This window comes from Pseudomonas marginalis, from assembly GCF_900105325.1.
GTDB classification, from domain to species: Bacteria; Pseudomonadota; Gammaproteobacteria; order Pseudomonadales; family Pseudomonadaceae; genus Aquipseudomonas; species Aquipseudomonas marginalis.
In genome coordinates this window covers 2,007,059-2,029,439 of the sequence record NZ_FNSU01000003.1, presented here as the reverse complement: position 1 = coordinate 2,029,439, position 22,381 = coordinate 2,007,059, and the positions used below count along the sequence as shown (strand labels likewise).

The 22,381-nt window shown below is 61.5% G+C and carries 19 protein-coding genes; 5 read left to right on the top strand and 14 right to left on the bottom strand.

Annotated elements, in window-relative coordinates; all coding sequences use genetic code 11:
• From BLW22_RS18455 to copC, 7 genes are all read right to left on the bottom strand, one after another.
• On the bottom strand, nucleotides 1-528 hold the full coding sequence (locus tag BLW22_RS18455) for a TRAP transporter small permease (protein ID WP_065927004.1): 528 nt from the start codon (nucleotides 526-528) through the stop codon (nucleotides 1-3).
• A gap of 66 nt (nucleotides 529-594) precedes the next feature.
• The gene (locus BLW22_RS18450; protein ID WP_053138521.1) at nucleotides 595-1,557 is read right to left on the bottom strand and encodes a TRAP transporter substrate-binding protein; all 963 of its coding nucleotides are present in this window, start codon (nucleotides 1,555-1,557) and stop codon (nucleotides 595-597) included.
• A gap of 51 nt (nucleotides 1,558-1,608) precedes the next feature.
• Nucleotides 1,609-2,484: an SMP-30/gluconolactonase/LRE family protein gene (locus BLW22_RS18445; protein WP_065927006.1), complete on the bottom strand. Its 876-nt coding sequence runs from the start codon at nucleotides 2,482-2,484 to the stop codon at nucleotides 1,609-1,611.
• Nucleotides 2,485-2,514: 30 nt separating this feature from the next.
• On the bottom strand, nucleotides 2,515-3,333 hold the full coding sequence (locus BLW22_RS18440; RefSeq protein ID WP_065927007.1) for an NAD-dependent epimerase/dehydratase family protein: 819 nt from the start codon (nucleotides 3,331-3,333) through the stop codon (nucleotides 2,515-2,517).
• A gap of 222 nt (nucleotides 3,334-3,555) precedes the next feature.
• Nucleotides 3,556-4,806, bottom strand: a complete 1,251-nt coding sequence (locus BLW22_RS18435) for an OprD family porin (protein ID WP_074847224.1) — start codon at nucleotides 4,804-4,806, stop codon at nucleotides 3,556-3,558.
• Nucleotides 4,807-4,997: 191 nt separating this feature from the next.
• Entirely contained in the window at nucleotides 4,998-5,855 is an 858-nt protein-coding gene (gene copD / locus BLW22_RS18430) for a copper homeostasis membrane protein CopD (protein ID WP_074847223.1), read from the bottom strand.
• Between the two features lie 3 nt (nucleotides 5,856-5,858).
• The gene (gene copC / locus BLW22_RS18425; RefSeq protein WP_065927010.1) at nucleotides 5,859-6,224 is read right to left on the bottom strand and encodes a copper homeostasis periplasmic binding protein CopC; all 366 of its coding nucleotides are present in this window, start codon (nucleotides 6,222-6,224) and stop codon (nucleotides 5,859-5,861) included.
• 115 nt (nucleotides 6,225-6,339) lie between these two features.
• On the opposite strand from copC, the gene BLW22_RS18420 reads away from it, so the two are divergent.
• The gene (locus BLW22_RS18420) at nucleotides 6,340-6,960 is read left to right on the top strand and encodes a TetR/AcrR family transcriptional regulator (RefSeq protein WP_027606227.1); all 621 of its coding nucleotides are present in this window, start codon (nucleotides 6,340-6,342) and stop codon (nucleotides 6,958-6,960) included.
• 59 nt (nucleotides 6,961-7,019) lie between these two features.
• Here BLW22_RS18420 and preA read toward each other — a convergent pair whose 3' ends face one another.
• The 3 genes from preA to hydA form a co-directional block, all read right to left on the bottom strand.
• Complete coding sequence (preA, locus tag BLW22_RS18415; protein WP_065927011.1) at nucleotides 7,020-8,294, bottom strand: NAD-dependent dihydropyrimidine dehydrogenase subunit PreA; 1,275 nt, start codon at nucleotides 8,292-8,294, stop codon at nucleotides 7,020-7,022.
• Complete coding sequence (locus BLW22_RS18410) at nucleotides 8,294-9,661, bottom strand: NAD(P)-dependent oxidoreductase (protein WP_074847222.1); 1,368 nt, start codon at nucleotides 9,659-9,661, stop codon at nucleotides 8,294-8,296. Before BLW22_RS18410 ends, preA begins: the two co-directional genes overlap by 1 nt.
• A 62-nt stretch (nucleotides 9,662-9,723) precedes the next feature.
• Nucleotides 9,724-11,163 (bottom strand): dihydropyrimidinase, encoded by a 1,440-nt coding sequence (gene hydA, locus BLW22_RS18405; RefSeq protein WP_074847221.1) that lies wholly within the window; start codon nucleotides 11,161-11,163, stop codon nucleotides 9,724-9,726.
• A 591-nt stretch (nucleotides 11,164-11,754) separates the two neighbouring features.
• On the opposite strand from hydA, the gene BLW22_RS18400 reads away from it, so the two are divergent.
• Nucleotides 11,755-13,236 (top strand): NCS1 family nucleobase:cation symporter-1, encoded by a 1,482-nt coding sequence (locus BLW22_RS18400; protein WP_065948399.1) that lies wholly within the window; start codon nucleotides 11,755-11,757, stop codon nucleotides 13,234-13,236.
• Between the two features lie 25 nt (nucleotides 13,237-13,261).
• On the top strand, nucleotides 13,262-14,545 hold the full coding sequence (locus BLW22_RS18395; protein ID WP_074847220.1) for a Zn-dependent hydrolase: 1,284 nt from the start codon (nucleotides 13,262-13,264) through the stop codon (nucleotides 14,543-14,545).
• Between the two features lie 122 nt (nucleotides 14,546-14,667).
• Here BLW22_RS18395 and BLW22_RS18390 read toward each other — a convergent pair whose 3' ends face one another.
• Nucleotides 14,668-15,126 (bottom strand): REP-associated tyrosine transposase, encoded by a 459-nt coding sequence (locus BLW22_RS18390; RefSeq protein ID WP_053138490.1) that lies wholly within the window; start codon nucleotides 15,124-15,126, stop codon nucleotides 14,668-14,670.
• Nucleotides 15,127-15,495: 369 nt separating this feature from the next.
• Between BLW22_RS18390 and BLW22_RS18385 the strand changes: the two genes are divergently transcribed.
• Nucleotides 15,496-15,879: a polymorphic toxin type 44 domain-containing protein gene (locus BLW22_RS18385; protein WP_065927017.1), complete on the top strand. Its 384-nt coding sequence runs from the start codon at nucleotides 15,496-15,498 to the stop codon at nucleotides 15,877-15,879.
• Nucleotides 15,857-16,309: a hypothetical protein gene (locus tag BLW22_RS18380; protein WP_074847219.1), complete on the top strand. Its 453-nt coding sequence runs from the start codon at nucleotides 15,857-15,859 to the stop codon at nucleotides 16,307-16,309. Before BLW22_RS18385 ends, BLW22_RS18380 begins: the two co-directional genes overlap by 23 nt.
• Before the next feature lie 97 nt (nucleotides 16,310-16,406).
• Here BLW22_RS18380 and BLW22_RS18375 read toward each other — a convergent pair whose 3' ends face one another.
• Genes BLW22_RS18375 through BLW22_RS18365 form a run of 3 tightly spaced genes read right to left on the bottom strand, consistent with a single transcriptional unit; the run spans nucleotide 16,407 to nucleotide 22,189 of the window.
• On the bottom strand, nucleotides 16,407-17,825 hold the full coding sequence (locus BLW22_RS18375; RefSeq protein WP_074847218.1) for an efflux transporter outer membrane subunit: 1,419 nt from the start codon (nucleotides 17,823-17,825) through the stop codon (nucleotides 16,407-16,409).
• Nucleotides 17,809-18,978 carry an efflux RND transporter periplasmic adaptor subunit gene (locus BLW22_RS18370; RefSeq protein WP_074847217.1) on the bottom strand — a complete coding sequence of 390 codons (1,170 nt, stop codon included), beginning with the start codon at nucleotides 18,976-18,978 and terminating at the stop codon, nucleotides 17,809-17,811. Before BLW22_RS18370 ends, BLW22_RS18375 begins: the two co-directional genes overlap by 17 nt.
• Nucleotides 18,968-22,189 (bottom strand): efflux RND transporter permease subunit, encoded by a 3,222-nt coding sequence (locus tag BLW22_RS18365; protein ID WP_074847216.1) that lies wholly within the window; start codon nucleotides 22,187-22,189, stop codon nucleotides 18,968-18,970. Before BLW22_RS18365 ends, BLW22_RS18370 begins: the two co-directional genes overlap by 11 nt.
• Nucleotides 22,190-22,381: the final 192 nt, after the last annotated feature.

Genomic DNA, 22,381 nt, shown 5'->3' with positions numbered 1-22,381 from the left:
TCAGGCAGCCCCTTCGCTTTCTTCCACCAGGTCGAAGCGCACCACGCGCCGGTTGCTCTGGTCACCGAGCAGGAGTTTTTCCACCACGAAGATCAGGGTCAGCAGCCCGCCAATCGGAATCGGCATATAGGTGATGCCCACGCGCAGGGTCGGGATGGCGCTCATGAACTGGTTCCAGGTGGACACGCACAGCTTGGTGCCCCAGATCGCCATGAACAGGCAGATGGTGCCCATCAGCAGTTGCGACAGGATGCCGACGATGCGGCGCTGGGCGGGCGGCAGGCGGTCCGTGACCATGGCCACCGACATATGCGCGCCGGCGCGGTAGCTGGCGGCGGCACCGATAAAGGTGAACACCAGCATCAGCAGGATGGCGGTGGGTTCCGGCCAGCTGGAGCCGGTGCCGAGGATGTAGCGGGCGAAGATGCCCCAGGGGATGATCAGTGCGACGCCGAGAACCGAGAGGCCGGCGACCCAGATGCAGGTCATGTAGATGCGGTCGTTGATGCGCAGCAGTAGATTCTTCATGGCGTTCACCGTAACCGGGCGCGGCGGTGCAGACCGCGCCGGGCCTTTTGCGAGAGGCAGGAGAGGTTATTGAACGGCGTCGATGCGCGCGATGATGTCGGCGTACGGCGCGCCGTACTTGGCGCGAACCGCTGCGGTGGCGTCATAGAAGGGCTTTTTGTCGACGGTGATGAACTCGACGCCGGCCTTTTTGAGTTTTTCCTCACTGCTGGCGGACTTGGCATCCCACAGCGCGCGCTCATCGGCCTGGGCGGCCTTGGCGGCGTTTTTGACCATGACCTGTTGCGCCGGGGTGAGCTTGTTCCAGGTGATTTTCGACATCACGATGGGCTCGGGCAGGATCAGGTGCTCGGTGAGGGTGTAGTACTTGGCGTTCTGGAAGTGGTTGTGTTCCAGCAGGGTCGGCGGGTTGTTCTCCGCGCCGTCGATCACCCCGGTCTGCAGGGCGCTGAAGATCTCGCCGGTGTCCATTGCAATGCCGTTGGCGCCCATCGCGTTGAAGGCGTCGATGAACAGCGGGTTGCCTTGCACGCGGATCTTCATGCCCTTGAGGTCTTCGATCTTGCGCACCGGCTTCTTGGTGTAGAGGTTGCGTGTGCCGCCGTCCATCCAGGCCAGGGCCACCAGGCCGAACTCGGAGTCGGTGATCTTGGCGAGAATCTCGTCGCCGATCTCGCCGTCGATAACCTTGCGCATATGCGCCTGGTCGCGGAACACGAACGGCAGGTTGAACACGTTCACGTCCGGCACCACCGGCCCGACGATACCGAGGCTGACGCGGGTCATCTGGACGGCGCCGACCTGGGCCTGTTCGACCACTTCCTTCTCGGAGCCCAGCACGCCGCCGGGGAAGTACTTGAAGGTCAGTTCGCCGTTACTTTCCTTGGTCAGGGCCTTGCCCATGTTTTCTTCGGCGACGACGGTGGGGTAGCCGGCGGGGTGGATGTCGGCGAACTTGATTTCCAGTGCATGGGCGGCGCTGCTGAGGGTAAAGACTGCGGCGGCGAGCAAGGTGCGTTTGAAGTCCATGGGAGGTCACTCCTGTGTTGTTATTGTTGTATTCAAGGCACAGCGATGCAGCTAAAGGATGAAGCGGGGCTCCGGCAATCCGGTGACACCGGGGTTGAGGGCGAACACGCCGCCGGACACTGACTGTTCACTCTGGTCGTCACGGATCGAGGTGACGAACAGGGTGTCCAGGCGGCTGCCGCCGAAGGCGCACATGGTGGGTTTTTTCACCGGTACGGTGAGGGAGCGGTCCAGGCGCCCGTCGGGGGTGAAGCGGTGGATCAGGCCGGCGTCGTTGGCGCAGATCCAGTAGCAGCCATCGGCGTCCACGGCGGCGCCGTCGGGGCGGCCGAGGAAGTTGTGCATGTCGACGAACACGCGACGGTTGGACGGCGTGCCGGTGTCGATGTCGTAGTCGAAGGCCCAGATCTGCTGGACCAGCGGGTGCGAATCCGAGGCATACATCGTGCGGCCATCGGGGCTGAAGGCCAGGCCGTTGAGGGTGATAAAACCGTCCAGATGGGCGTGGGGGGCCGAACCCGATGCATAGCGATAGAGGATGCCTTCGGCCGCATTCGCGCCCATGTTCAGCACCATGCTGCCGGCCCAGAAACGGCCCTGGCGGTCGCAACGGCCGTCGTTCAGGCGCATGTCCGGGCGTGGATGCTCGACACTGGCCAACGGCGTGGTATCGAGGCTGCCGTCGTTGTGCGGCGTGAGTTGGAAGAAACCGGTTTCCATCCCGGCGACCCAGTTGCCCGCCGTGGTGCGGGCAATGCAGGCAAGCATCTGCGGGGCTTTCCAGGCGGCAACGTGGCCGCTGGCGGCGCTCCATTTTTGCAGGCCGCCGTTGGGGATATCCACCCAGTACAGGGCGTTTTCCTCGGGCACCCACACCGGGCATTCGCCCACGGCATTGCGGGCGTCGACGATCAATTCAGCAGTCATGGCCACTCATTCCCTTGGGTTGGTGTGAACTCAGTCACCGAACGGCCCGGCGGCGCAGAACGCCCCACCCTGATAGACCTTGGCCGGGTCATCGGCGGCTACCGGTGGCTGGGTTTCGACCTGGGCGCGGAAGACTTCGGAGCTGTCTTTCGGGGCGTAGCCCAGGTGCGCGGCGTAGCGGTTGTCCCACCAGGTGTCGAGGTTATCCGACATGCCGTAGACCACCGTGTGACCGACGTTCGGCGTATACAGCGCGCGTTCGAGCAGTTGGGTCAGGTCGTCGAAGCTCAGCCAGGTGTGCATCATCCGGCGGTTCTGCGGTTCTGGGAACGAGGAGCCGATACGGATGCTCACGGTCTCGATGCCGTAGCGGTCGAAGTAGAAGCTCGCCATGTCTTCGCCGTAGGACTTGGACAGGCCGTAGTAGCTGTCGGGGCGGCGTGGGGAGTGGGCGTCGATGGTTTCGGTCTGCTTGTAAAAGCCGATCACATGGTTGGAACTGGCGAAGATCACACGTTTTACCCCATGGCGGCGTGCGGCTTCGTAGATATGGAAGGTACCGCTGATATTGGCGCCGAGGATTTCTTCAAACGGACGCTCCACCGATACACCGCCGAAGTGCAGGATGGCGTCGACGCCTTCCACCAGGTGGTGCACCGCTTGTTTGTCGGCGAGGTCGCAGGGCTGGACTTCTTCCGAGGCATCCACCGGCGGGGCCATGCTGGCGATGTCCGACAGGCGCAGCACCTGGGTGTAGGGACGCAGGCGTTCGCGCAGGACTTTGCCGAGGCCGCCGGCGGCACCGGTGAGCAGCAGGCGGTTGAAGGGAGTGGGGGTGGTCGTGGTCATGGGGATTCCAAATTTTTGTTGTAGGTTGTCGTATGACTATGCCGAAGTATTGTTAGGGATCCCCCAGGTTGTCAACGTTCTTCCAGATGAGTGAGATTCAAACTGTGGGAGGGGGCTTGCCCTCGATGAGGGCGTGCCAGTGAATGCATCTGTTACTGACCCACCGCCATCGGGAGCAAGCCCCCTCCCACAGGGGATTTTCTGGGGCTGGGAGACTAGGTTCTACAGCAGGGAGATTGGATAGCTGATAAAGATCCGGTTTTCGTCGAACTCGTTGTTGCTGAAATCTCGACGCATGGTCGAGTTGCGCCACTTCACGTTGAGGTTCTTCAACGCACCGCTCTGCACGGTGTAGGCCAGTTCCGATTCGCGCCCCCATTCCTTGCCATCGGTGATCGCCCCGGTGTGCACGTTGCTGCCGCTGATATAGCGGTTCATCAGGGTCAGCCCCGGCACGCCGAGTATCACGAAGTTGAAGTCATGCCGCACCTGCCAGGATTTTTCCTTGGCGTTGTCGTAGCTGGCGTTGTAGCTGTCGTTGGCCAGGGTGCCACCGCTGGTGCCGTTGACGCGCATCCACACGCTGTCGCCGGTGAGTTTTTGCAGGCCCACGTAGAAGGTGTTGCCGTTGTACTTGGCCGAGAGCAGGGCGAACACGGTCTTGTTGTCGAGGTCGCCGGCCAGGGCGCTGCCGTCTTCCTTGCCGTTGAAGAAACCGAGGTTGGCCCCCAAGGTCCAGTCGCCCACGGGCTGGCTGTGGGTCAGGTTGAAGTACTGCTGCTGGTAGATATCGGCCAGCTCGGCGTACCACACGCCGACCTGGGTGCGCTTGTCGTTGAAGGTGTATTCGCCGCCGCCGAAGTTGAAGCGATCGGAGGTGAACGCGGCTTTGCCGTTCATGAACATGTCTTCCATGCTCGCGTCGTTGCGCGGGCTGTTGCCGCGAAACTGGCCGCCGTAGAGGGTCAGGCCGGCGATTTCGCTGGACGTCACCTGGCCGCCGCGAAAGGTCTGGGGCAGCGAGCGGCCATCGTCGGAGCGCAGGATCGGCAGCACCGGCATCCATTCGCCGACCTTCAATTCGGTCTTCGACAGTCTGGTTTTCAGCGCCACGCCCAGGCGCCCGAAGTTGTCGGCGGGGCGGCCGTCGTCGTGGATCGGCAACAGTTGGGTACCGCCGGTGCCTTTGCCGCCATCGAGCTTCTGGGAATACAGCCCCAGCACATCAATGCCGAACCCCACGGTGCCCTGGGTGAAGCCGGACTTGGCGTCGAGAATAAAACTCTGCGTCCACTCTTCGGCCTTGCCCTGGGGGTTGCTCGGGTTGGTGAAGTTGCGGTTGAAGTAGGCGTTGCGCAGGTTTAGCGTGGCCTTGGCATCATCGACGAAACCGTCGGCATGGGCGAGGAGGGGCAGGGTAAACAGGCCGATAACACTGAGACGCGCGGACGAATTGCGGGCGAATGGACTCACAGTGACGCTCCCTTTCATTTGTTGTTTTTATTATTTGTTATACGTCGTCGTACAATATTGGAGCGGATATTTGCGGGGTTTTCAGGGTGTGTCAAGCAGAAGTTATACGATGACTAGGTGTGGGTTGATCTAGAGCGCACAGGATCAATGTGGGAGGGGCGGTGCGACGATTCGACTTGCCCCTTCCACATTCAGCCCGTCAGGACCATCGGCGGCAAAGTGCCAAGGAGTGAAACGACCGCTACTGCACAAACACCGAGCAGCCATTCCAGCATCACGCTGGCCTTCAAGCTGCCCAACCGCTGTTCGCCGCTATCAAGGCGCAACCGGTTCAACAATGCCAGCGCCAGCATGCCCAGCACCAGCATCACCTTGATCAGCAGAATCAGGGCAAAACCACTGAACAACGGCGTGGGCCACAGCTGTCCGGTGAGTACGCGCACATTGATCAGGCCGGTCACCAGCAAGCCGGTGACCAGGCCATAACCCACGCCGCTGAAACGACGCAGGACAGGCGCCAGCTCAACACGGTGTGACTGCCTGAGGATCAATACCAGCAGCAATAACCCACCCAGCCATGCGCCGACGCATATCAGGTGCATCACCTGGTTGAGGATCAACAACTGCCCGCTCAGCCCGTCGAGCATGGCGCCATGGCCGACCGGGGCGAGAGTCATCAGCAACAGTGTGAGCAATGGCAGGCGCGGGGCTTTCCACGGGGTCATCAGGGCGATGACCAGCAAGCCATTGACGATCAGGTGCCAGGTCCACACCTGGCCAAAAAAGGTCTTGCCCAGCACCAACTGCACGGTCGACAGTTCCAGCGCCGCCGGCCATGAACCGGCCATGCTGGCGGTAATCAACAGTAACCAGATCACCCCCGACGCGAGGGCCGTCCATGCCAGCCCATGGGTGATGCGCAACAATTGCCGGTCCAGCACCGGCTGCGGTTCAGCGCCGAGGAGCCAGGGCCTGAATACACGGGCCCCGAACATCAACAGCACGACGATGAAATGCACGAACCGGCACAGCACCAGCAGCGTTGCCATGGGTTATTGGCCGACCTTGAAGCTGTACTCACCGTTGCTCTTGTGGGTGTCGACCGACACCGCATTCCACACCACCTTGTAGGTGCCCGCCGCAAGTGGGGCGGCCGGTGTCACCACCAGGGTTTTCTTGTCGGCGTCCGGGGTTTCCAGGCCTTTGATGGCGATTTCGGTGCCATCCTTGCTCAGGGACACCTTGGTGAAGGTGGCTTCGACGCCTTCGCTGAAGGTCAGGCGCAGGTCTTTGGGCGCGGTGACGCTGCTGTCTGCCGCAGGCGTGGAGCTTTTGAGATGAGCATGGGCAAATGCTGCGGAGGCACCCAGCAGGGAGGCGAGCAGGGCGACAGTGGTCAGGGTTTTCTTGATCAACATTGTGCAATACCCATCAATGGTTAGGAGCGGGCAGTGTACGAAGTTTCGACTGCGCCTGTCGCCCCGATCTAGAGCGGTGGTAGTCTTTGGGGCATGTCTTTGTCAGGGAGCCCTTATGGGCAATCACAAGAGCGGAATTCGCCGGGTCAACGTCGAGAAAATCCTGCTGGCGGCGGAGAAAATCTTCGCCGAAAAGGGCTACGGCAGCACTGCCATGGCCGATATCGCCGAAGAAGTACAACTGCCGCGCTCCAACCTGCATTACTACTTCACCACCAAGAGCGAGCTGTACAGCGCGGTGCTGTTCGACCTGCTGGAAGTGTGGAAGCAGGACGCCCTCAGCTTCGAAACCTTCGATGACCCCCGGGTGGTGCTCAGCAGCTATATCCGCGCCAAGATGCAGCGCTCGCGCACGCGGCCCTATGGCTCCAAGGTCTGGGCCAACGAGATCATCCACGGCGCGCCGACACTCGGTGAGGCCCTGGATGAAAGCCTGTACGACTGGGCCAAGATGAAGGAAGCGAAAATTCGCCAGTGGGTGGAAGACAAACGCATCCTGCCGGTGGAGCCGTCGAGCCTGCTGTACATGATCTGGGCGTCGACCCAGCACTATGCCGACTTTGATCACCAGGTGAAGATTTTGAATGATCACCAGCCGTTGTCGGATATGCAGTTCGAGAAGGCGATCCAGACGGTGACCAGTGTGATTTTGCGCGGGATTGGGTTGGAGCCTTGAGTGTTGTGGTGGGGCTGAGGGCCTCATCGGGGGCAAGCCCCCGATAGCGGCCTGAAGGCCTACACCGCTTCCCGGTAAGGATTCCTCGGATCCTGCGTCCAATTCAAAAACGGCTTGCCCGTGTCGATGGGCACCATCTCGATGCAATCGGCCACCGGGCAGGTGATCTGGCACAGGTTGCAGCCCACGCACTCGTCATCGATCACTTCGTATTTATGCGTGCCGTCCGCCTGTTTCAGGCTGGCGATGGCCTGGTGCGAGGTGTCCTCACAGGCAATATGGCAACGCCCACAGCCAATGCACGCCGCCTGGTCGATCCTGGCGATCACCTGGTAATTGATGTCCAGGTACTTCCAGTCCGTGGTGTTGCCCACCGCACGCCCGGAAAATTCTTGCAGGCTGGTGTAGCCCTGGCTGTCCATCCATCGCGACAGCCCATCCTTCATCTCTTCCACGATGCGAAAACCATGCAGCATCGCCGCCGTGCACACCTGCACCGCGCCGCAACCGAGGGCGACGAATTCCGCGGCGTCGCGCCAGTTGCCGATGCCGCCGATCCCGCAGATCGGTAGGCCTTGGGTCTGCGGGTCACGGGCGATTTCGGCAACCATGTTCAGGGCAATCGGCTTGACCGCCGAGCCGCAGTAACCGCCGTGGGTGCTCTGGGTGCCGACCATCGGCAGGGCGACCATGCGTTCCAGGTCCACGCTGGTGATGGAGTTGATGGTGTTGATCAGCGACACCGCGTCCGCACCGCCGCGATACGCTGCCCGTGCCGCCACGCGGATGTCGGTGATATTCGGCGTGAGCTTGACGATCACCGGCAGCGAGCAATAGGTCTTGCACCAGCGCGTCACCTGTTCCACGTACTCCGGCACCTGGCCCACCGCCGCACCCATGCCGCGTTCGGGCATGCCGTGGGGGCAGCCGAAGTTCAGCTCGATACCGTCGCAGCCGGTGGCTTCCACCAGGGGCAGGATGTTTTTCCAGGATTCCTCCACGCAGGGCACCATCAGCGACACGATCAGCGCGCGGTCGGGCCAGTCCTTTTTGACTTGGGTGATTTCCCGCAGGTTGATCTCCAGGGAACGGTCGGTGATCAGTTCGATATTGTTGATGCCCAGCACTTCACGGTTGGCGCCGTAGTGCGCCGAGTAGCGCGATGACACATTGACCGCCGCCGGGTCTTCACCCAGGGTCTTCCACACCACGCCGCCCCAGCCCGCTTCAAACGCACGCACCACGTTGTAGGCCTTGTCGGTGGGCGGCGCGGAGGCCAGCCAGAATGGGTTGGGGGCCTTGATACCGGCGAACACAATCGAGAGATCGGCCATTACGCAGCCTCCACATTCAGCATGAGTTGGGCGTGCATGGCTTCGGCGGCCAGCTTGCCGTGTTGCACCGCCTGCACGGTGAGGTCCTGGCCGAGGCTGACGCAGTCACCGCCGGCGTAGACCCCAGGGATGCTGGTGCGCAGCTGTTCGTCGACGAAGATACGCTCGCCGACGCGGTGCAGCTGTTGCGCCAGGGGATCGTGCAAAGCGTCGTTGTCGAAGCCCTGGCCGATGGCCTTGAAGATGGCATCAGCGGCCAGTTCGAAGGTTTCTCCGGTGGATTGCAGGCGGCCGTTTTCCAGGCGGGTGCGGGCGAAGCGCATGCCGCGTACGTGGCCCTGGTCGTCGAGCAGGACTGCTTCGGGTTGGGCCCAGGTCAGCAGGCGCACCTGATTGGCCTTGGCGATGTCCTGCTCATGGTGGGTGGCGCCCATGTCGGCCAGGCCACGGCGGTAGACGAGGTTCACATCACGGGCACCGAGCCGGGCCATTTGCACGGCCATGTCGATGGCGGTATTGCCGGCGCCGAGCACAATGCAGCGGTCGGCCAGGGGCAGTTGAGTCAGGTCATCGGCCTGGCGCAGTTCGCGGATATAGTCGGTGGCGGCGAGCAGGCCGGGGGCGTCCTCATGGGGTAGACCGAGTTGCTTGCTGGCCGCCAGGCCCAGGCCGAGGAACACCGAATCGAATTGCTGGTGCAGTTCGCTCAGCGTGAGGTTGTCGCCCAGGCGCTGGCCATGGCGGATTTCGATGCCGCCGATCTGCAGGAGGAAATCCAGTTCCTTCTGGGCGAAATTATCCACCAGTTTGTACTTGGCGATCCCGTATTCATTCAGGCCGCCGGCTTTTTCCCGCGCTTCGAAGATCACCACGTCATGCCCGTGCATAGCGGCACGATGGGCACAGGCCAGCCCTGCGGGACCTGCGCCGACCACGGCGATGCGTTTGCCGGTGGAGGCGGCACGCTGGAACGGGTGTTCGCTGAAGTGGGCGTTATCGATGGCGTAGCGTTGCAACAGACCGATCAGCACCGGCGCGCATTCTTCGGCGTTGTTACGCACGCAGGCTTGCTGGCAGAGGATCTCCGTTGGGCAGACCCGCGCGCAGCTGCCGCCGAGGATGTTGGCCGAGAGGATTTTCTGCGCGGCGCCCTGGACGTTGTCGGTGTGGATATTGCGGATGAACGACGGGATGTCGATTTCGCTGGGGCATGCGTTCACGCAAGGGGCGTCGTAGCAATACAGGCAGCGCGAGGCTTCCAGTTGGGCCTGGCGCGCGTTGAGCGGCGGCGCCAGGTCGGTGAAATGGCTGGCGAGGGTGGCCCCGTCTTCATGGGGATGGGGGAGGTGGGTCAGGGTCTGGATCACGGTGTGGGCCTCACGGTTTTTTTGGATTGCCTCTAAGTGGGCATTTTTGTTGCCTGGCGGTCTCAGCGCTTCACAGCAACCGGCCTGGAATGCTCCGCCCGCTTGCTCAACTGTTCGAACACCGACGGATACGCCGGCCGTTCCACATAGCGCCCGGCCCCGCGCTCGGCGCGCAGGTCGCCATCGGCCCAGACCAGCTTGCCCTGGCTGATGGTGTGGCTCGGCACGCCGCGCACGGTCTTGCCTTCGAAGATGTTGAAGTCGACTTGCTGGTGATGGGTCTTGGCGGAGATGGTCCGCGTACCCTCGGGGTCCCACAGCACCAGGTCGGCATCCGCACCCACGCGGATCGCGCCTTTGCGTGGGTAGAGGTTGAAGATCTTCGCGGTGTTGGTGGAGGTCAGCGCGACGAACTCCTGCATCGACAGGCGCCCGGTATTGACCCCTTCGTGCCACAGCAGCGCCATGCGGTCTTCGATACCGGCGGTGCCGTTGGGGATCTTGCTGAAGTCGTCACGCCCGGCGGCTTTTTGCTCGGCGCAGAAGCAGCAGTGGTCGGTGGCGGTGGTGTGCAGGTTGCCCGATTGCAGGCCACGCCACAGCGCTTCCTGATGCCCGCGCGGGCGGAACGGCGGGCTCATCACGTAGCCGGCGGCGGTTTGCCAGTCGGGGTGCTGGTAGACGCTGTCGTCCAGCAGCAGGTGGCCGGCGAGCACTTCGCCGTAGACCGCCTGGCCCTTGCCCCGGGCGTAGGTGATTTCATCCAGCGCTTCCTGTGTGGACACGTGCACCAGGTACAGCGGCGTGCCGATGGTCTCGGCGATACGGATCGCGCGGCTGGCCGCTTCGCCTTCCACCTGGGACGGGCGCGACAGCGGGTGTGCTTCCGGCCCGGTGATGCCCTGGGCCATCAGTTTGCGTTGCAGGTGGTACACCAGCTCGCCGTTTTCCGCATGCACGGTGGGCACGGCGCCGAGTTCCAGGCAGCGTTCGAAGCTGGCCACCAGGGTATCGTCGGCCGCCATGATCGCGTTCTTGTAGGCCATGAAATGCTTGAAGCTGTTGATGCCGTGGTGGCTGACCAGCTCGGCCATTTCCTCGCGCACCTGCTCGCTCCACCAGGTGATTGCTACGTGAAAGCCATAGTCGGACGCGGATTTTTCCGCCCAGCCCCGCCACTGATGGAACGCTTCCATCAGCGATTGCTGCGGGTTGGGAATCACGAAGTCGATAATCGACGTAGTGCCCCCCGCCAAACCCGCCGCCGTGCCGCTGAAGAAATCTTCACTGGCCACGGTGCCCATGAAGGGCAGTTGCATATGGGTATGGGGATCGATGCCGCCGGGCATCAAATATTGTCCGCTGCCGTCGAGTTGTTCAGTGCCGGCGGGAATATCCAGGTCCGTGCCAATGGCGCGAATCAGACCGCCTGCGCATAAAACATCGGCGCGGTAACTTTCATCATGGGTAATAACGGTGGCGCCACGGATCAACAGCGACATGTCGAGTTCCTCACAGGCTTGACCGGCTTGTGCCAGTTCTAAGTGTTGTATGGCTACGCGCCGATGGTCGGTTAATTCCTGTCATCGGTGACAGGAATAGAAACTAGACCGAGTTTTTCGATTGAGCAAGAAGATTTTTTATAAGCTTATATCGTATTTAATCTATTGATTTATAAGAATAAAAATACAAAATCACCAAAATGTAGCGGTCTCTCACCATTTTGACGCACTTGACAGGTTCCCAATATGAGCAACATTTCTTATTGCAAATCAGACGCTTGAGACATGCCTCTTGACGGGGTCGGTCAATAAAAATAATTGTGGTGCACCAGATTGAGTCCTGACCATTCGGATAATTGGCGCGTTATTTAGCCTGAGTATCGCGGCAAGTACCGCAGGCACAATCGGAAAGCTGATTAACATCAGCGAGTTATATAAGCGGTGCGGGTTCAAGAGCGGTTGTCGGCACGGTTATTGAGTGCAGTGGCGGCTGGCCGGGCCCGTGATGTCATGTTGTTTACGAGGTACTCCGGCCACCCTGCGTTCAGCGCGGAGTGAGCAACAATAATTCGAAAAAACCGTGGAGCGGCCATGCAACAGAACAGATCGCAAGTCATTGAGCGCAACGGCCTGTACGAACTCGACGCCGGCCCCGACGTCCTCGACAGCCCTCGCTACAACCACGACATGGCACCGACCAAGGTGCACGAACGCACCTGGAACAAGTGGCACATCACCGCGCTGTGGGTCGGCATGTCGATCTGCGTGCCCACGTACACCCTGGGCGGTGTGCTCACCGCGTATTTCGGGTTGTCGGTGGGCGAGGCGCTGATGGCGATTTTGCTCGCCAATATCGTGGTGCTGATCCCCCTGACCCTTAACGCCTTCCCCGGTACCAAGTACGGCATTCCGTTCCCGGTGTTGTTGCGTTCGTCCTTTGGCATCCTCGGCTCTAACGTGCCGTGCCTGATCCGCGCGCTGGTGGCGTGCGGCTGGTTCGGGATCCAGACGATGTTTGGCGGGCTGGCGATTCACCTGTTCCTGGGCTCGATTTTCGAGGGGTGGAAGTCCCTCGGCGGCACTGGTGAAGTGATCGGCTTCATGATGTTCTGGTGCCTGAATTTATGGGTGGTGCTGCGCGGCGCCGAGTCGATCAAGCGCCTGGAAACCCTGTCGGCGCCGTTGCTGGTGGCGGTGGGCATTGGCCTGCTGGTGTGGGCGATGCCGAATGTGTCTCTCAGCGAACTGATGGCAATCCCGCCCAAGCGTCCGGAGGGCGCGAGCCTTACCGGTTACTTCATGGCCGGCCTGACCGCGATGGTGGGCTTCTGGGCCACCTTGTCGCTGAATATTCCCGACTTCAGCCGCTACGCCAAAAGCCAGAAGGACCAGATCCTCGGGCAGATCTTCGGCCTGCCACTGACCATGTTCCTGTTCGCCGCCCTCGGCGTGATCATGACCGCCGCGTCGGTGAAACTGGTGGGCGTCAGCGTGTCCGACCCGGTGACGCTGATCGGGCATATCCAGAGCCCTGTGTGGGTGGCCGTGGCCATGGCGCTGATCATCGTCGCCACCTTGTCCACCAACACCGCCGCGAACATCGTCTCGCCCACCAACGACTTCCAGAACATCGCGCCCAAGCTGATCAACCGCACCACGGCGGTGATCCTCACCGGGTTGGTGGGCTTGGCGTTGATGGGCCATGAACTGCTGAAAAAACTCGGCTTGATCGTCTCGGATGTGAGCCTGGAAACCGTGTATTCCAACTGGTTGCTGGGCTATTCCAGCCTGTTGGGGCCGATTGCCGGGATCATGGTGGTGGACTACTTCATCACCCGCAAACAACAACTGGACCTGGCCGGCCTGTACCGCGACGACGTGTACCCGGCGTGGAACTGGAGCGGTTTTATCGCCTTCGGTGTGCCGGTGGTGCTGACCTTGCTGTCCCTGGGCAGTGATGCGTTCAGCTGGTTCTATAGCTACGGCTGGTTTACCGGTTCGGCGTTGGGCGGGTTGTTGTATTACGGCCTGAATGCCAGGCGTGGAGCCAGCCCGGTGGTTGTCAATTCATAAGAAATACAAGCCTGAGGAGATCCCCATGAACGCTGCCCTCGACGTTCTGCAATCGCCCCACCAGCACATCAATCGCGACCGCTTGTGGCAGTCGTTGATGGACCTGGCCAAACTCGGTTCCACCCCCAAGGGCGGCGTGTGCCGCCTGGCGCTCACCGACCTCGACCGCAAGGCCCGCGACCTGTTTGTGCAATGGTGCGAAGACGCCGGTTGCACCGTGACCGTCGACGGCATCGGCAATATCTTTGCGCGCCGCCCTGGGCGTAATCCCGACCTGCCGCCGGTGATGACCGGCAGCCATATCGACACACAGCCTACGGGCGGCAAGTTCGATGGCTGTTTCGGTGTGCTGGCGGGCGTGGAGGTGCTGCGTACGCTCAATGACCTCAAGATCGAAACCGAGGCGCCCTTGGAAGTGGTGGTGTGGACCAACGAGGAAGGCTCGCGCTTCCCGCCGTGCATGATGGGCTCGGGGGTATTTGCCAAGAAATTCACCCTGGCGGATACCTTGGCCAAGGTCGATGCGGATGGGGTCAGCGTGGGTGACGCGCTGAATGCGATTGGCTACGCGGGAACCCGTCCCGAGTGTGGACACAAGGTCGGTGCGTATTTCGAGGCGCATATCGAACAAGGGCCGATTCTGGAGGATGAGAAAAAGACCATCGGCGTGGTGCTCGGCGCCCTTGGGCAGAAGTGGTTCGACCTGAAACTGCGCGGTGTCGAGGCCCATGCGGGGCCGACGCCGATGCACCTGCGCAAGGACGCCCTGGTAGGCGCGGCAGCGGTGGTGGCGGCGGTCAATGCGGCGGCGTTGGGGCATCAGCCCCATGCGTGCGGGACCGTCGGTTGCCTGCAGGCGTATCCCGGTTCACGCAACGTCATTCCGGGCGAAGTGCGCATGACCCTGGACTTCCGTCACTTGGAACCAGCGCGGTTGGATTCGATGATTGCCCAGGTGCGCCAGGTGATTGACGAGACCTGCGCCAAGCATGGGCTGAGTTTTGAAATGGAACCCACGGCTGACTTCCCGCCGCTGTACTTCGACAAAGGCTGTGTGGACGCCGTGCGCGATGCGGCCAATGGGCTGGGCTTGTCGAACATGGACATCGTCAGCGGGGCAGGGCACGACGCGATTTTCGTCGCCGAGTTGGGGCCGGCGGGGATGATCTTTGTGCCGTGTGAAGGGGGCATCAGCCACAACGAAATCGAGAACGCCGCCCCGGATGACCTGGCGGCGGGGTGTGCGGTGTTGTTGCGGGCCATGGTGGCCGCTTCAGCCGCCATCGCCAGCGGCAAACTCGCGGCTTGAAATGCGGGTAAAAAATGTAGGAGGGGGCTTGCTCCCGATAGCGGTGTATCAGTTACAGATAAGTTGACTGACCTACCGCAATCGGGAGCAAGCCCCCTCCCACATTTGAACTGTGTTTGACGTTAAACCCAGATGGCATCCCACAGTGGGTAGTCGCCAATCCGCTCGACCAGACCCGCTCGCAATGGATTAGCCACCACATACCGGGCCATTTTCACCAAGTCATCTTCCTTGCGCAGTGCCCGGTCATGAAAGCTTTCTTGCCAAAGCCGTCCTTTGCGACCACTCACAGCATTGACGGTCCTGGTGCTTTTTGACTTCACCTGGCACATCAAGTCCGCCAGCGAGCCTTTTTTCAGTTCAAGCAGCCAATGGAAATGGTCCGGCATGATGACCCATGCCAGGGAGTTGGCCAGCCCTTGGTACTGGGCTAACCGAAATTGCCAGACCACCAGGCGAGCGAGTTGGAAATTGTCGAATATCGGTATGCGTTCGTGGGTGTTGGTGGTGATGAGGTAGATGCGGTTGGGGTCGCTGAATCGACCGATGCGCAGGCGGTGTGACGCGGGTAAATCTGCCATTCCCTGGCCCTCTCTAGATGTGCTTAGAGAGGCTAGATTGGAGAGCAAGAGGTTGATGGGCGGGCTTTTGGCAGGATGTGTCTGGACGGTCGCGATCGGGGGCAAGCCCCCTCCCACATTGGCTCAGCGGTGTTCATACATTGTGTGTCTGACGTGGGACCAGTGTGGGAGGGGGCTTGCTCCCGATGAGGCCGGAACTGACGCTGCCGAAACCTCATTGGACGTGGAAGTACCTTGTTTTGAGGCTGTGGTGTAAGGCATGTCTTACTCCTTTGTACGAAGTCTCTTTTGTTCTTCTCCTCGCTCATCATCTTGGCTATCTGGTGTTAGGTTCTGCCGCGCAAAAACCTAATGCAGAGGAAGCATGCAATGGCGAACCCTATACCCCCGCCTGGTGTATCGGTTGACGAAAATATGGCCACCGCTTTTCATAAAAAGAATGTACTGAAAGCCGGTTCAGCGTTTATGTACTCTTGGTTTTATACTCAGGTCCGCAATCGCGGCCCGTGGGACTACAAGCAAATTTCCAAAGAATATGAAGCGTTTGGAAATTTTCACTATGGTGCGGTGGGGATTGCGGCGGGTTTCAGCGAGGAAGTGCTTTTACGCGCAGCGGGACTTGCTCAAACCAGAGCGGGTACGGATAAACCCGAGTTTGGTCGTTGGTGGGGGGATGCGCCTTTCGGTGACGATCCAGTCGACCAATATTGGATCAAGAAAGGAATCAGCTATGCCAGGTTCAGGAACTACTAGAAAGTCGCTTTATTCAACGGTCACAACGATCTTGCTGGCGCTTTGCTTGGTGTATATCGCTGGTGATTGGCTGCTCTCGCCGGGCCGTCCGCAATTGACGGAGGTTGTACTCCGCGTGCCGATCAGTGATGACGCTTCGATCTATGGCGTCAAGGATGATCGCGGAGGGGCCACTGTGCCGTTCAGTTACCGATATTACGTTTACCGCACCTTGGGAACCGATAGTGAAATATTGGCTGTATTGAAAGATGCCAATCCGTTTCTAGTTACGCGTGACGGGGCGGTAAAAGTTGATGTCGAGAGCCGTTCGATTACGGTTTCGGTGTCGGGGGATGTATCCGACTATCACAGCAGCACCCTGTATCGGCATGCCAATGGTAGTGATTACACAGTGGTGAGTGTTTTTCTTAATAGTCGGCCAGAGGGCTGAAATGTGCGGTGGCTCAGTCAGTGGTGGTTGACTGAGCCACCGCCATCGGGGGCAAGCTCTCTTCTGCATTTAGCCGGAACTGTGCCTTGGGGCGATGTCAGGCGCCAGGTTGCCAGCCGCCGCCGAGTGCAGTCATGAGTCCTACACTGGCCTGCAACTGCCGCGTCTGCACCGCCTGCAATGTCCGCTGCGCCTGCAACGCCGCGGTCTGCGCGGTCACCACATCCAGGTAACTCACCGCCCCCGCCTGATAGCTGTTCATCGCCAATGATTGCGTATGCTGCGCCGCATCCGCCGCCGCCTGTTCATCCTGCGCTTCCTGCTGCAAATCCCGTAGTTGCGCCAAGTTATCTTCCACCTCGCGCACGGCCTTCAGCACCTGGCTACGGTACTGCGCCGACGCCTCTTCAAACTCGGCCTTGGCCTGGCGTTCATTGGCGCTCAAGCGGCCACCGTCGAAAATCGGCAGGTTCACCAACGGGCCCAGTGCCCAATACCGATTACCCGCCGACAGCAGATTGCCGACGCCCTGTGTCTGCCCGCCAATCAACCCGGTCAAGCTGAAGTCCGGATACCACGCCGCCTTGGCCACGCCGATATTTGCGTTGGCCGCAAACACCCGTCGCTCTGCCGCTGCAATATCCGGGCGACGTTGCAACAGGTGGCTTGGCAACTGCGACGGAATTCCCGGCAGGGCGATCAGTTGCTGGCCGGGCGGCAAGGTAAAGTCGCTGGCTGCCACACCCACCAACTCGCCGATGGCGTGCTCGGTGAGGTTGCGTTGCCCACGCACTTCATCCAATTGCGCCCTGGCCTGCGCCAGTTGATTTTGCGCACGGGTCAGGTCCAGCTCCGAGGCTATCTGGCCCTCGTAGCGGCTGCGGGTCAATTGCAATGCCTGGCTGAAATCATCCAGCGAGCGAGTGAGAATCCGGCTCTGTGCATCCAGCCCATTGAGCTGCACGTACAAGGTCGCCAACTGACGCTGCAAACTCAGGCGTGCCACCGCCAGGTCATCCCCGGACGCTTGCGCCTGGGCATCGCCGGCCGCGACCTGGTTGCGGATTTTGCCCCACAGGTCCAGGTCATAGCTCAACGAAAAGCCCGCGATGTTGCTGTTGTACACCGACGGTTGCGTATCCCCTCGCAACGGTCGCGAATCCGATTGCCGCTGGCGCAGCGGTTGCGCGCTGGCGCTGATTTGCGGGAACAGGCCTGCGTGCAGTTGGCTGGCATACGCCTGGGAAGCGTCGAAGTGCGCCAGCGCCGCCGCCAGGTCCGGGTTGGCCTTGAGCAGCTGCTGTTGCAGGTCATTCAGGCGCGAATCGTTGTAGAGCTTCCACCATTCGGGCGCCAGTTGGTCGGAGGGCTGGGCGCTGTGCCAGGGCCCATCGCTGGTCTGTTCGCGGTAGTTGGCCGGCAGGTCGATCGCCGGCACCTTGTAGGTCGGCGCCATCGAGCAACCCTGCAAGACCAGCAGCGTCAATGCGGCGAGCGGTTTAAGCCTTATGCGCATGCGCACCTCCGGAGGCATCGGCGAGTTGCACGGGATCACCTTCGCGCAGCGCATCGGGCGGGTTGTCGACGATGCGGTCGGCGGGTTTCAAGCCCTGGTCGATCACCAGGCGTTCGCCCAGGTCGAGGCCGATATGAATGGCCTGCAGGTGCACATGGTTCTGCCCGTCCAACACCGCCACCTGGGTGCCCTGGGCGCGGAAGATCAGGGCGCTGGCCGGGATGCTCACACCATGGGTATCGGCCGGAATCGGCAGGGTGGCCTCGGCATAATCACCGGGCAGCAGTTCGCCGTCGGGGTTGTCGGCGACGAACTGGGCGAGCAGGGTGCCGGAGCGGCGGTCGATGGCGGTGGAGTCACCGATCAGGCGCGCCTTGAAATGCTTGCCGGGGTGCTCGGGCACGGTCAGCTCGGCTTCAAGGCCCGGATGGATGACCGTTGCGTAGTTCTGCGGCACCGGTACATAGAGGCGCAATTGATGGGTGTCGGCAATGTTGAACAGTTCCGGATCGCTGTCGGTGTCGGCCTTGATCAGTTGGCCGATATCGGTGTTGCGCGCGGTGATGGTGCCGGCGAACGGGGCGCGAAGGGTCTTGTAGCTTTCCAGCGCCGACAGCCGGGCATAGTCGGCAGCGGCGGCCTCGGCGTTGGCCTTGGCGGCAGCGGCATTGGAGGTTTTTTCATCGGCCTCCTGGCGCGATACCGAATGGCTGGCCAGCAGGTTTTGCCAGCGCGTGGCGGTGGTTTCGGCCAGGCGTGCGTTGGCCTGTTCCTGCACCAGGCGTGCATGGGTCTGCGCCAACTGTTGATCAAGGTCGGGGCTGTCGATTTCCGCGAGGACTTGCCCGGCGTTGACGTGGCTGCCGATATCGACTTTCCAATCCTTCAGGTAACCGCTGACCCTGGCGTGGATCGGCGCCTTGCTCCAGGCTTCCAGGTGCGCCGGCAGGCGCAAGGTATCGCCGGCCACATTCTGCCTGGGCTGGAACACCATCACGTGCGGGATGGCGGCGGTCTCGGTCCAGGCCGTGACCGATTGTTCGTGCAGCGTACGGGCATGCAGGCCGTTGGCGACCAACAGGGCGGCCAGGGTCAGGCCGCCGACACCCATGAGCATCAGACGCTTGCGCGAGGGTTTGTGATCAGACGACATGTGGGGTTTCTCCTGCAACTGCGCGAGTAGGGTGACGACCGTGGACCAGGCTGAAGACCACGGGAACAAACAACAATGTGGCGAGGGTGGCGAAGATCAAACCGCCGATGACGGCGCGCCCGAGCGGGGCGTTCTGCTCCTCGGAAATCGCCAGGGGCAACATGCCGATGATCATCGCCAGGGCGGTCATGCACACTGGGCGGAAGCGCGTGTAACCGGCCTCCATGGCGGCTTTCAACGCATCACCATGTTCGGCCAGGCGCTCACGGCAGAAGCTCACCACCAGGATCGAGTTGGCCGTGGCGACGCCCATGCACAGGATGGCGCCGGTGAGTGCCGGCACCGACAAGGAGGTGCCGCTGAGGAACAGCATCCACACGATGCCTGCGAGCGCCGCCGGCAACGCGGTGATGATGACGAATGGGTCGGCCCACGACTGGAAGTTGACCACGATCAGCAGGTAGATCAGCACCACCGCACCCAGCAGGCCAAGGCTCAAGCCGCTGAAGGCTTCATGCAGCGCATCGATCTGTCCGTGCAGGCTGATCGTCGCGCCTTTGGGACGCAGATGCGCGGTGTCATCCAGCACCTTTTGCACGTCGCGGGCTACGCCGCCGAGGTCGCGGCCCTGCACGTTGGCGTACAGGTCCAGGGTCGGTTCGATGTTGTAGTGGGTCACCACCGCCGGGCTTTGCACGCGGGAGATGGTTGCCACGCCGCCGAGGATCTGCGACTGCCCATCGGCGCCGGTGACGGGCAGCGCTTCCAGTGACGGCAGGCTGTCGAGGCGGTATTGCGGGGTGGCGGCGACGATGGAATAGGACACGCCGTTGGCCGGGTTGAGCCAGAAGGTCGGCGCGGTCTGCGAACTGCCGGCCAGCGACGCCACCATGCTGTTGGTCACGTCCCGCTCGGTAATGCCCAGGCCGTTGGCGCGCATGCGGTCGACACTCACCTGCAGCGACGGGTAGCCGGTGGACTGCTGGATGCGCAGGTCGGCGATACCAGGCACGTGTTGCAGGCGACGTTCCAACTCGACGGCATAGGCGCGGTTTTCTGCATCGCTGCGCCCGGAGATTTTCACGTCCAGCGGCGCCGGCGCACCGAAGTTGAGGATCTGGCTGCTGATGTCCGCCGGCAGGAACGCAAAGTGGCTGCCAGGGAAACTTTGCGGCAGCGCTTCACGCAGTTTTTTCACGTAGTCGGCGGTGGGCGCATGGTCCTTTTTCAGGCTGACCTGGATGTCGCCATCCTGCGGGCCGATGGTGCCGCTGCTGCTGTAGGCCATGTCGATGCCGCTGAGCGGAATGCCAATGTTATCGACGATGGTGTCCAGCTCTTCGGCGGGGATCACTTCACGGATCCGCGCTTCGATGCGGTCGAAGGCGGCGGCGCTTTCTTCGATGCGCGTGCCCAGCGGCAGGCGCACATGCAGGGCCAGCGCACCGGCATCCGTCGCCGGGAAAAAGTCCTGGCCCAGGCTTGGCAACAGCAGGAATGAGGCGAGCACGCAGGCCAGGAAACCGACGATAAAACCCTTGCGATTGCCCAGGGCCAAGGTCAGCAGGCCGTGGTAGGTGTCGCGGATATTCGAGAAGTGACGCTCGAAACCCTGCTGGAAATTCAGCACCGCTTGCAGTGCGGCATTGCGCGGTTTCGGGTGCTGCTCGCCCTCATGGTGGTTGATGAATGCATCTTCGGGATGGTGCCCCACGCCTGGCTCCGGCGTGTGCGGCTTGAGCAGGAACATCGCCAGCGTCGGCACCAGGGTGCGCGAAAGAATGAATGAGCTGGCCATGGCGAAGATCACCGCCAGCGCCATCGGCCGGAACAGATAACCGGCGATGCCTTGCAGCAGGAACATCGGCACGAACACGATGCAGATGCACAGCAGCGAGACGAACGCCGGGCCGACAATTTGCGCGGCGCCGTCGAGGATCGCGGTCTTCACCGCCTTGCCTTGTTCCAGGTGCCAGTTGATGTTTTCGATGGTCACCGTGGCGTCGTCCACCAGGATCCCCACCGCCAACGCCAGCCCGCCGAGGGTCATGACGTTGAGGGTCTGCCCGCTGACCGCCAGCAACGCAATGGCCGACAGCACCGCCAGGGGAATTGACGCCGCGATAATGATCGTGGAGCGCCAGCTGCCGAGGAACAGCAGGATCATCGCACTGGTCAGCAGCGCGGCGATGATGCCTTCCTGGGCCACGCTGCCCACCGATTGCTTGACGAATACCGAGGCGTCGCCCAGCAACGAGGTCTTCAATGACGGCGGCAGGGTTTCGTTGATGCGCGGCAGCATCTGGCGGATACCGTCGATGATCGACAGGGTGGAAATGCTGCCGTTTTTCAACGCCGGCATCAGCACCGCTCGATGGCCGTCGACGCGCACGATGTTGGTCTGCGGCGGCGAACCGTCGCGCACGTGGGCGACCTGGCCGATGGTGATCAGCGCGCCGTCGACGGTCTTGATCGGCAGGTCGTTGAGCTCATCGATGGCCTTGGGGCTGTTGTTGAGCAGGATCGTGTATTCATTGGGGCCGAGTTTGGCGGTGCCCACCGGGATGATCTGGTTCTGCAGCGCCAGGGCATTGCCCACATCCTGGGCCGACAAGCCTTTGGCCGCCAACGCCTGGGGGTCGAGGTCGAGGGTGATCTGCCGCTGCTTGCCACCCATCGGCGTGGGCATAGCCAGGCCGGGCAGGGCGCTGAGGGGCAGGCGGATATTGTTCTGCACCAGGTCGCGAATTTTGGCTTCCGACAGCGTGGGGCTGGAGAACGCCATTTGCAGGATCGGCACCGTGGAGGCGCTGTAGTTGAGGATCAGCGGCGGCGTGATGCCCGGTGGCATCTGCTTGAGCACGGTTTGTGACACGGCGGTCACTTGGGCGTTGGCGGTGCGGATGTCGACGCCGGGCTGGAAGAAAATCTTCACGATGCCCATGCCGGGCAGGGATTGCGATTCGATATGTTCGATGTCGTTGACGGTGGTACTCAGGGAGCGTTCATAGGTGTAGATCACCCGGCCGGCCATGGCGTCCGGTGACAGGCCGTTGTACTGCCAGACCACAGCGACCACAGGGATGCCGATATCGGGAAACACGTCGGTGGGGGTTCGCAGGGCCGCCATCGGCCCGATGATGCAGATGAATATGGCCAACACGATAAACGTGTACGGCTTTTGCAGTGCGGTCTTTACCAGCCCGAGCATGCGTGAACCTCCGAGGGAGCAGGATTGCAAACCCCGGCAGTCTTGCCCGACCCACCTAACACGCGCCTTTCAGCCAGGTGAAGGAACATTTAGGTAAGGGCTGAAGATCGTTTCATATGGATTCATTTGTTCTACAGGGCGTGGCTGCCCAAGCTTGCATCCCATCGGACGACTTGTCTTTTAACTGATGTT

Coding starts and splice junctions, on each gene's coding strand:
- BLW22_RS18390 (WP_053138490.1), bottom strand. CDS start 15,126: ATGGCAGATTTACCCGCGTCACACCGCCTGCGCATCGGTCGATTCAGC.
- BLW22_RS18385 (WP_065927017.1), top strand. CDS start 15,496: ATGGCGAACCCTATACCCCCGCCTGGTGTATCGGTTGACGAAAATATG.
- BLW22_RS18375 (WP_074847218.1), bottom strand. CDS start 17,825: ATGCGCATAAGGCTTAAACCGCTCGCCGCATTGACGCTGCTGGTCTTG.
- hydA (WP_074847221.1), bottom strand. CDS start 11,163: ATGTCGCTGTTGATCCGTGGCGCCACCGTTATTACCCATGATGAAAGT.
- BLW22_RS18450 (WP_053138521.1), bottom strand. CDS start 1,557: ATGGACTTCAAACGCACCTTGCTCGCCGCCGCAGTCTTTACCCTCAGC.
- BLW22_RS18445 (WP_065927006.1), bottom strand. CDS start 2,484: ATGACTGCTGAATTGATCGTCGACGCCCGCAATGCCGTGGGCGAATGC.
- copC (WP_065927010.1), bottom strand. CDS start 6,224: ATGTTGATCAAGAAAACCCTGACCACTGTCGCCCTGCTCGCCTCCCTG.
- copD (WP_074847223.1), bottom strand. CDS start 5,855: ATGGCAACGCTGCTGGTGCTGTGCCGGTTCGTGCATTTCATCGTCGTG.
- BLW22_RS18455 (WP_065927004.1), bottom strand. CDS start 528: ATGAAGAATCTACTGCTGCGCATCAACGACCGCATCTACATGACCTGC.
- BLW22_RS18365 (WP_074847216.1), bottom strand. CDS start 22,189: ATGCTCGGGCTGGTAAAGACCGCACTGCAAAAGCCGTACACGTTTATC.
- BLW22_RS18370 (WP_074847217.1), bottom strand. CDS start 18,978: ATGTCGTCTGATCACAAACCCTCGCGCAAGCGTCTGATGCTCATGGGT.
- BLW22_RS18440 (WP_065927007.1), bottom strand. CDS start 3,333: ATGACCACGACCACCCCCACTCCCTTCAACCGCCTGCTGCTCACCGGT.
- BLW22_RS18400 (WP_065948399.1), top strand. CDS start 11,755: ATGCAACAGAACAGATCGCAAGTCATTGAGCGCAACGGCCTGTACGAA.
- preA (WP_065927011.1), bottom strand. CDS start 8,294: ATGGCCGATCTCTCGATTGTGTTCGCCGGTATCAAGGCCCCCAACCCA.
- BLW22_RS18395 (WP_074847220.1), top strand. CDS start 13,262: ATGAACGCTGCCCTCGACGTTCTGCAATCGCCCCACCAGCACATCAAT.
- BLW22_RS18420 (WP_027606227.1), top strand. CDS start 6,340: ATGGGCAATCACAAGAGCGGAATTCGCCGGGTCAACGTCGAGAAAATC.
- BLW22_RS18380 (WP_074847219.1), top strand. CDS start 15,857: ATGCCAGGTTCAGGAACTACTAGAAAGTCGCTTTATTCAACGGTCACA.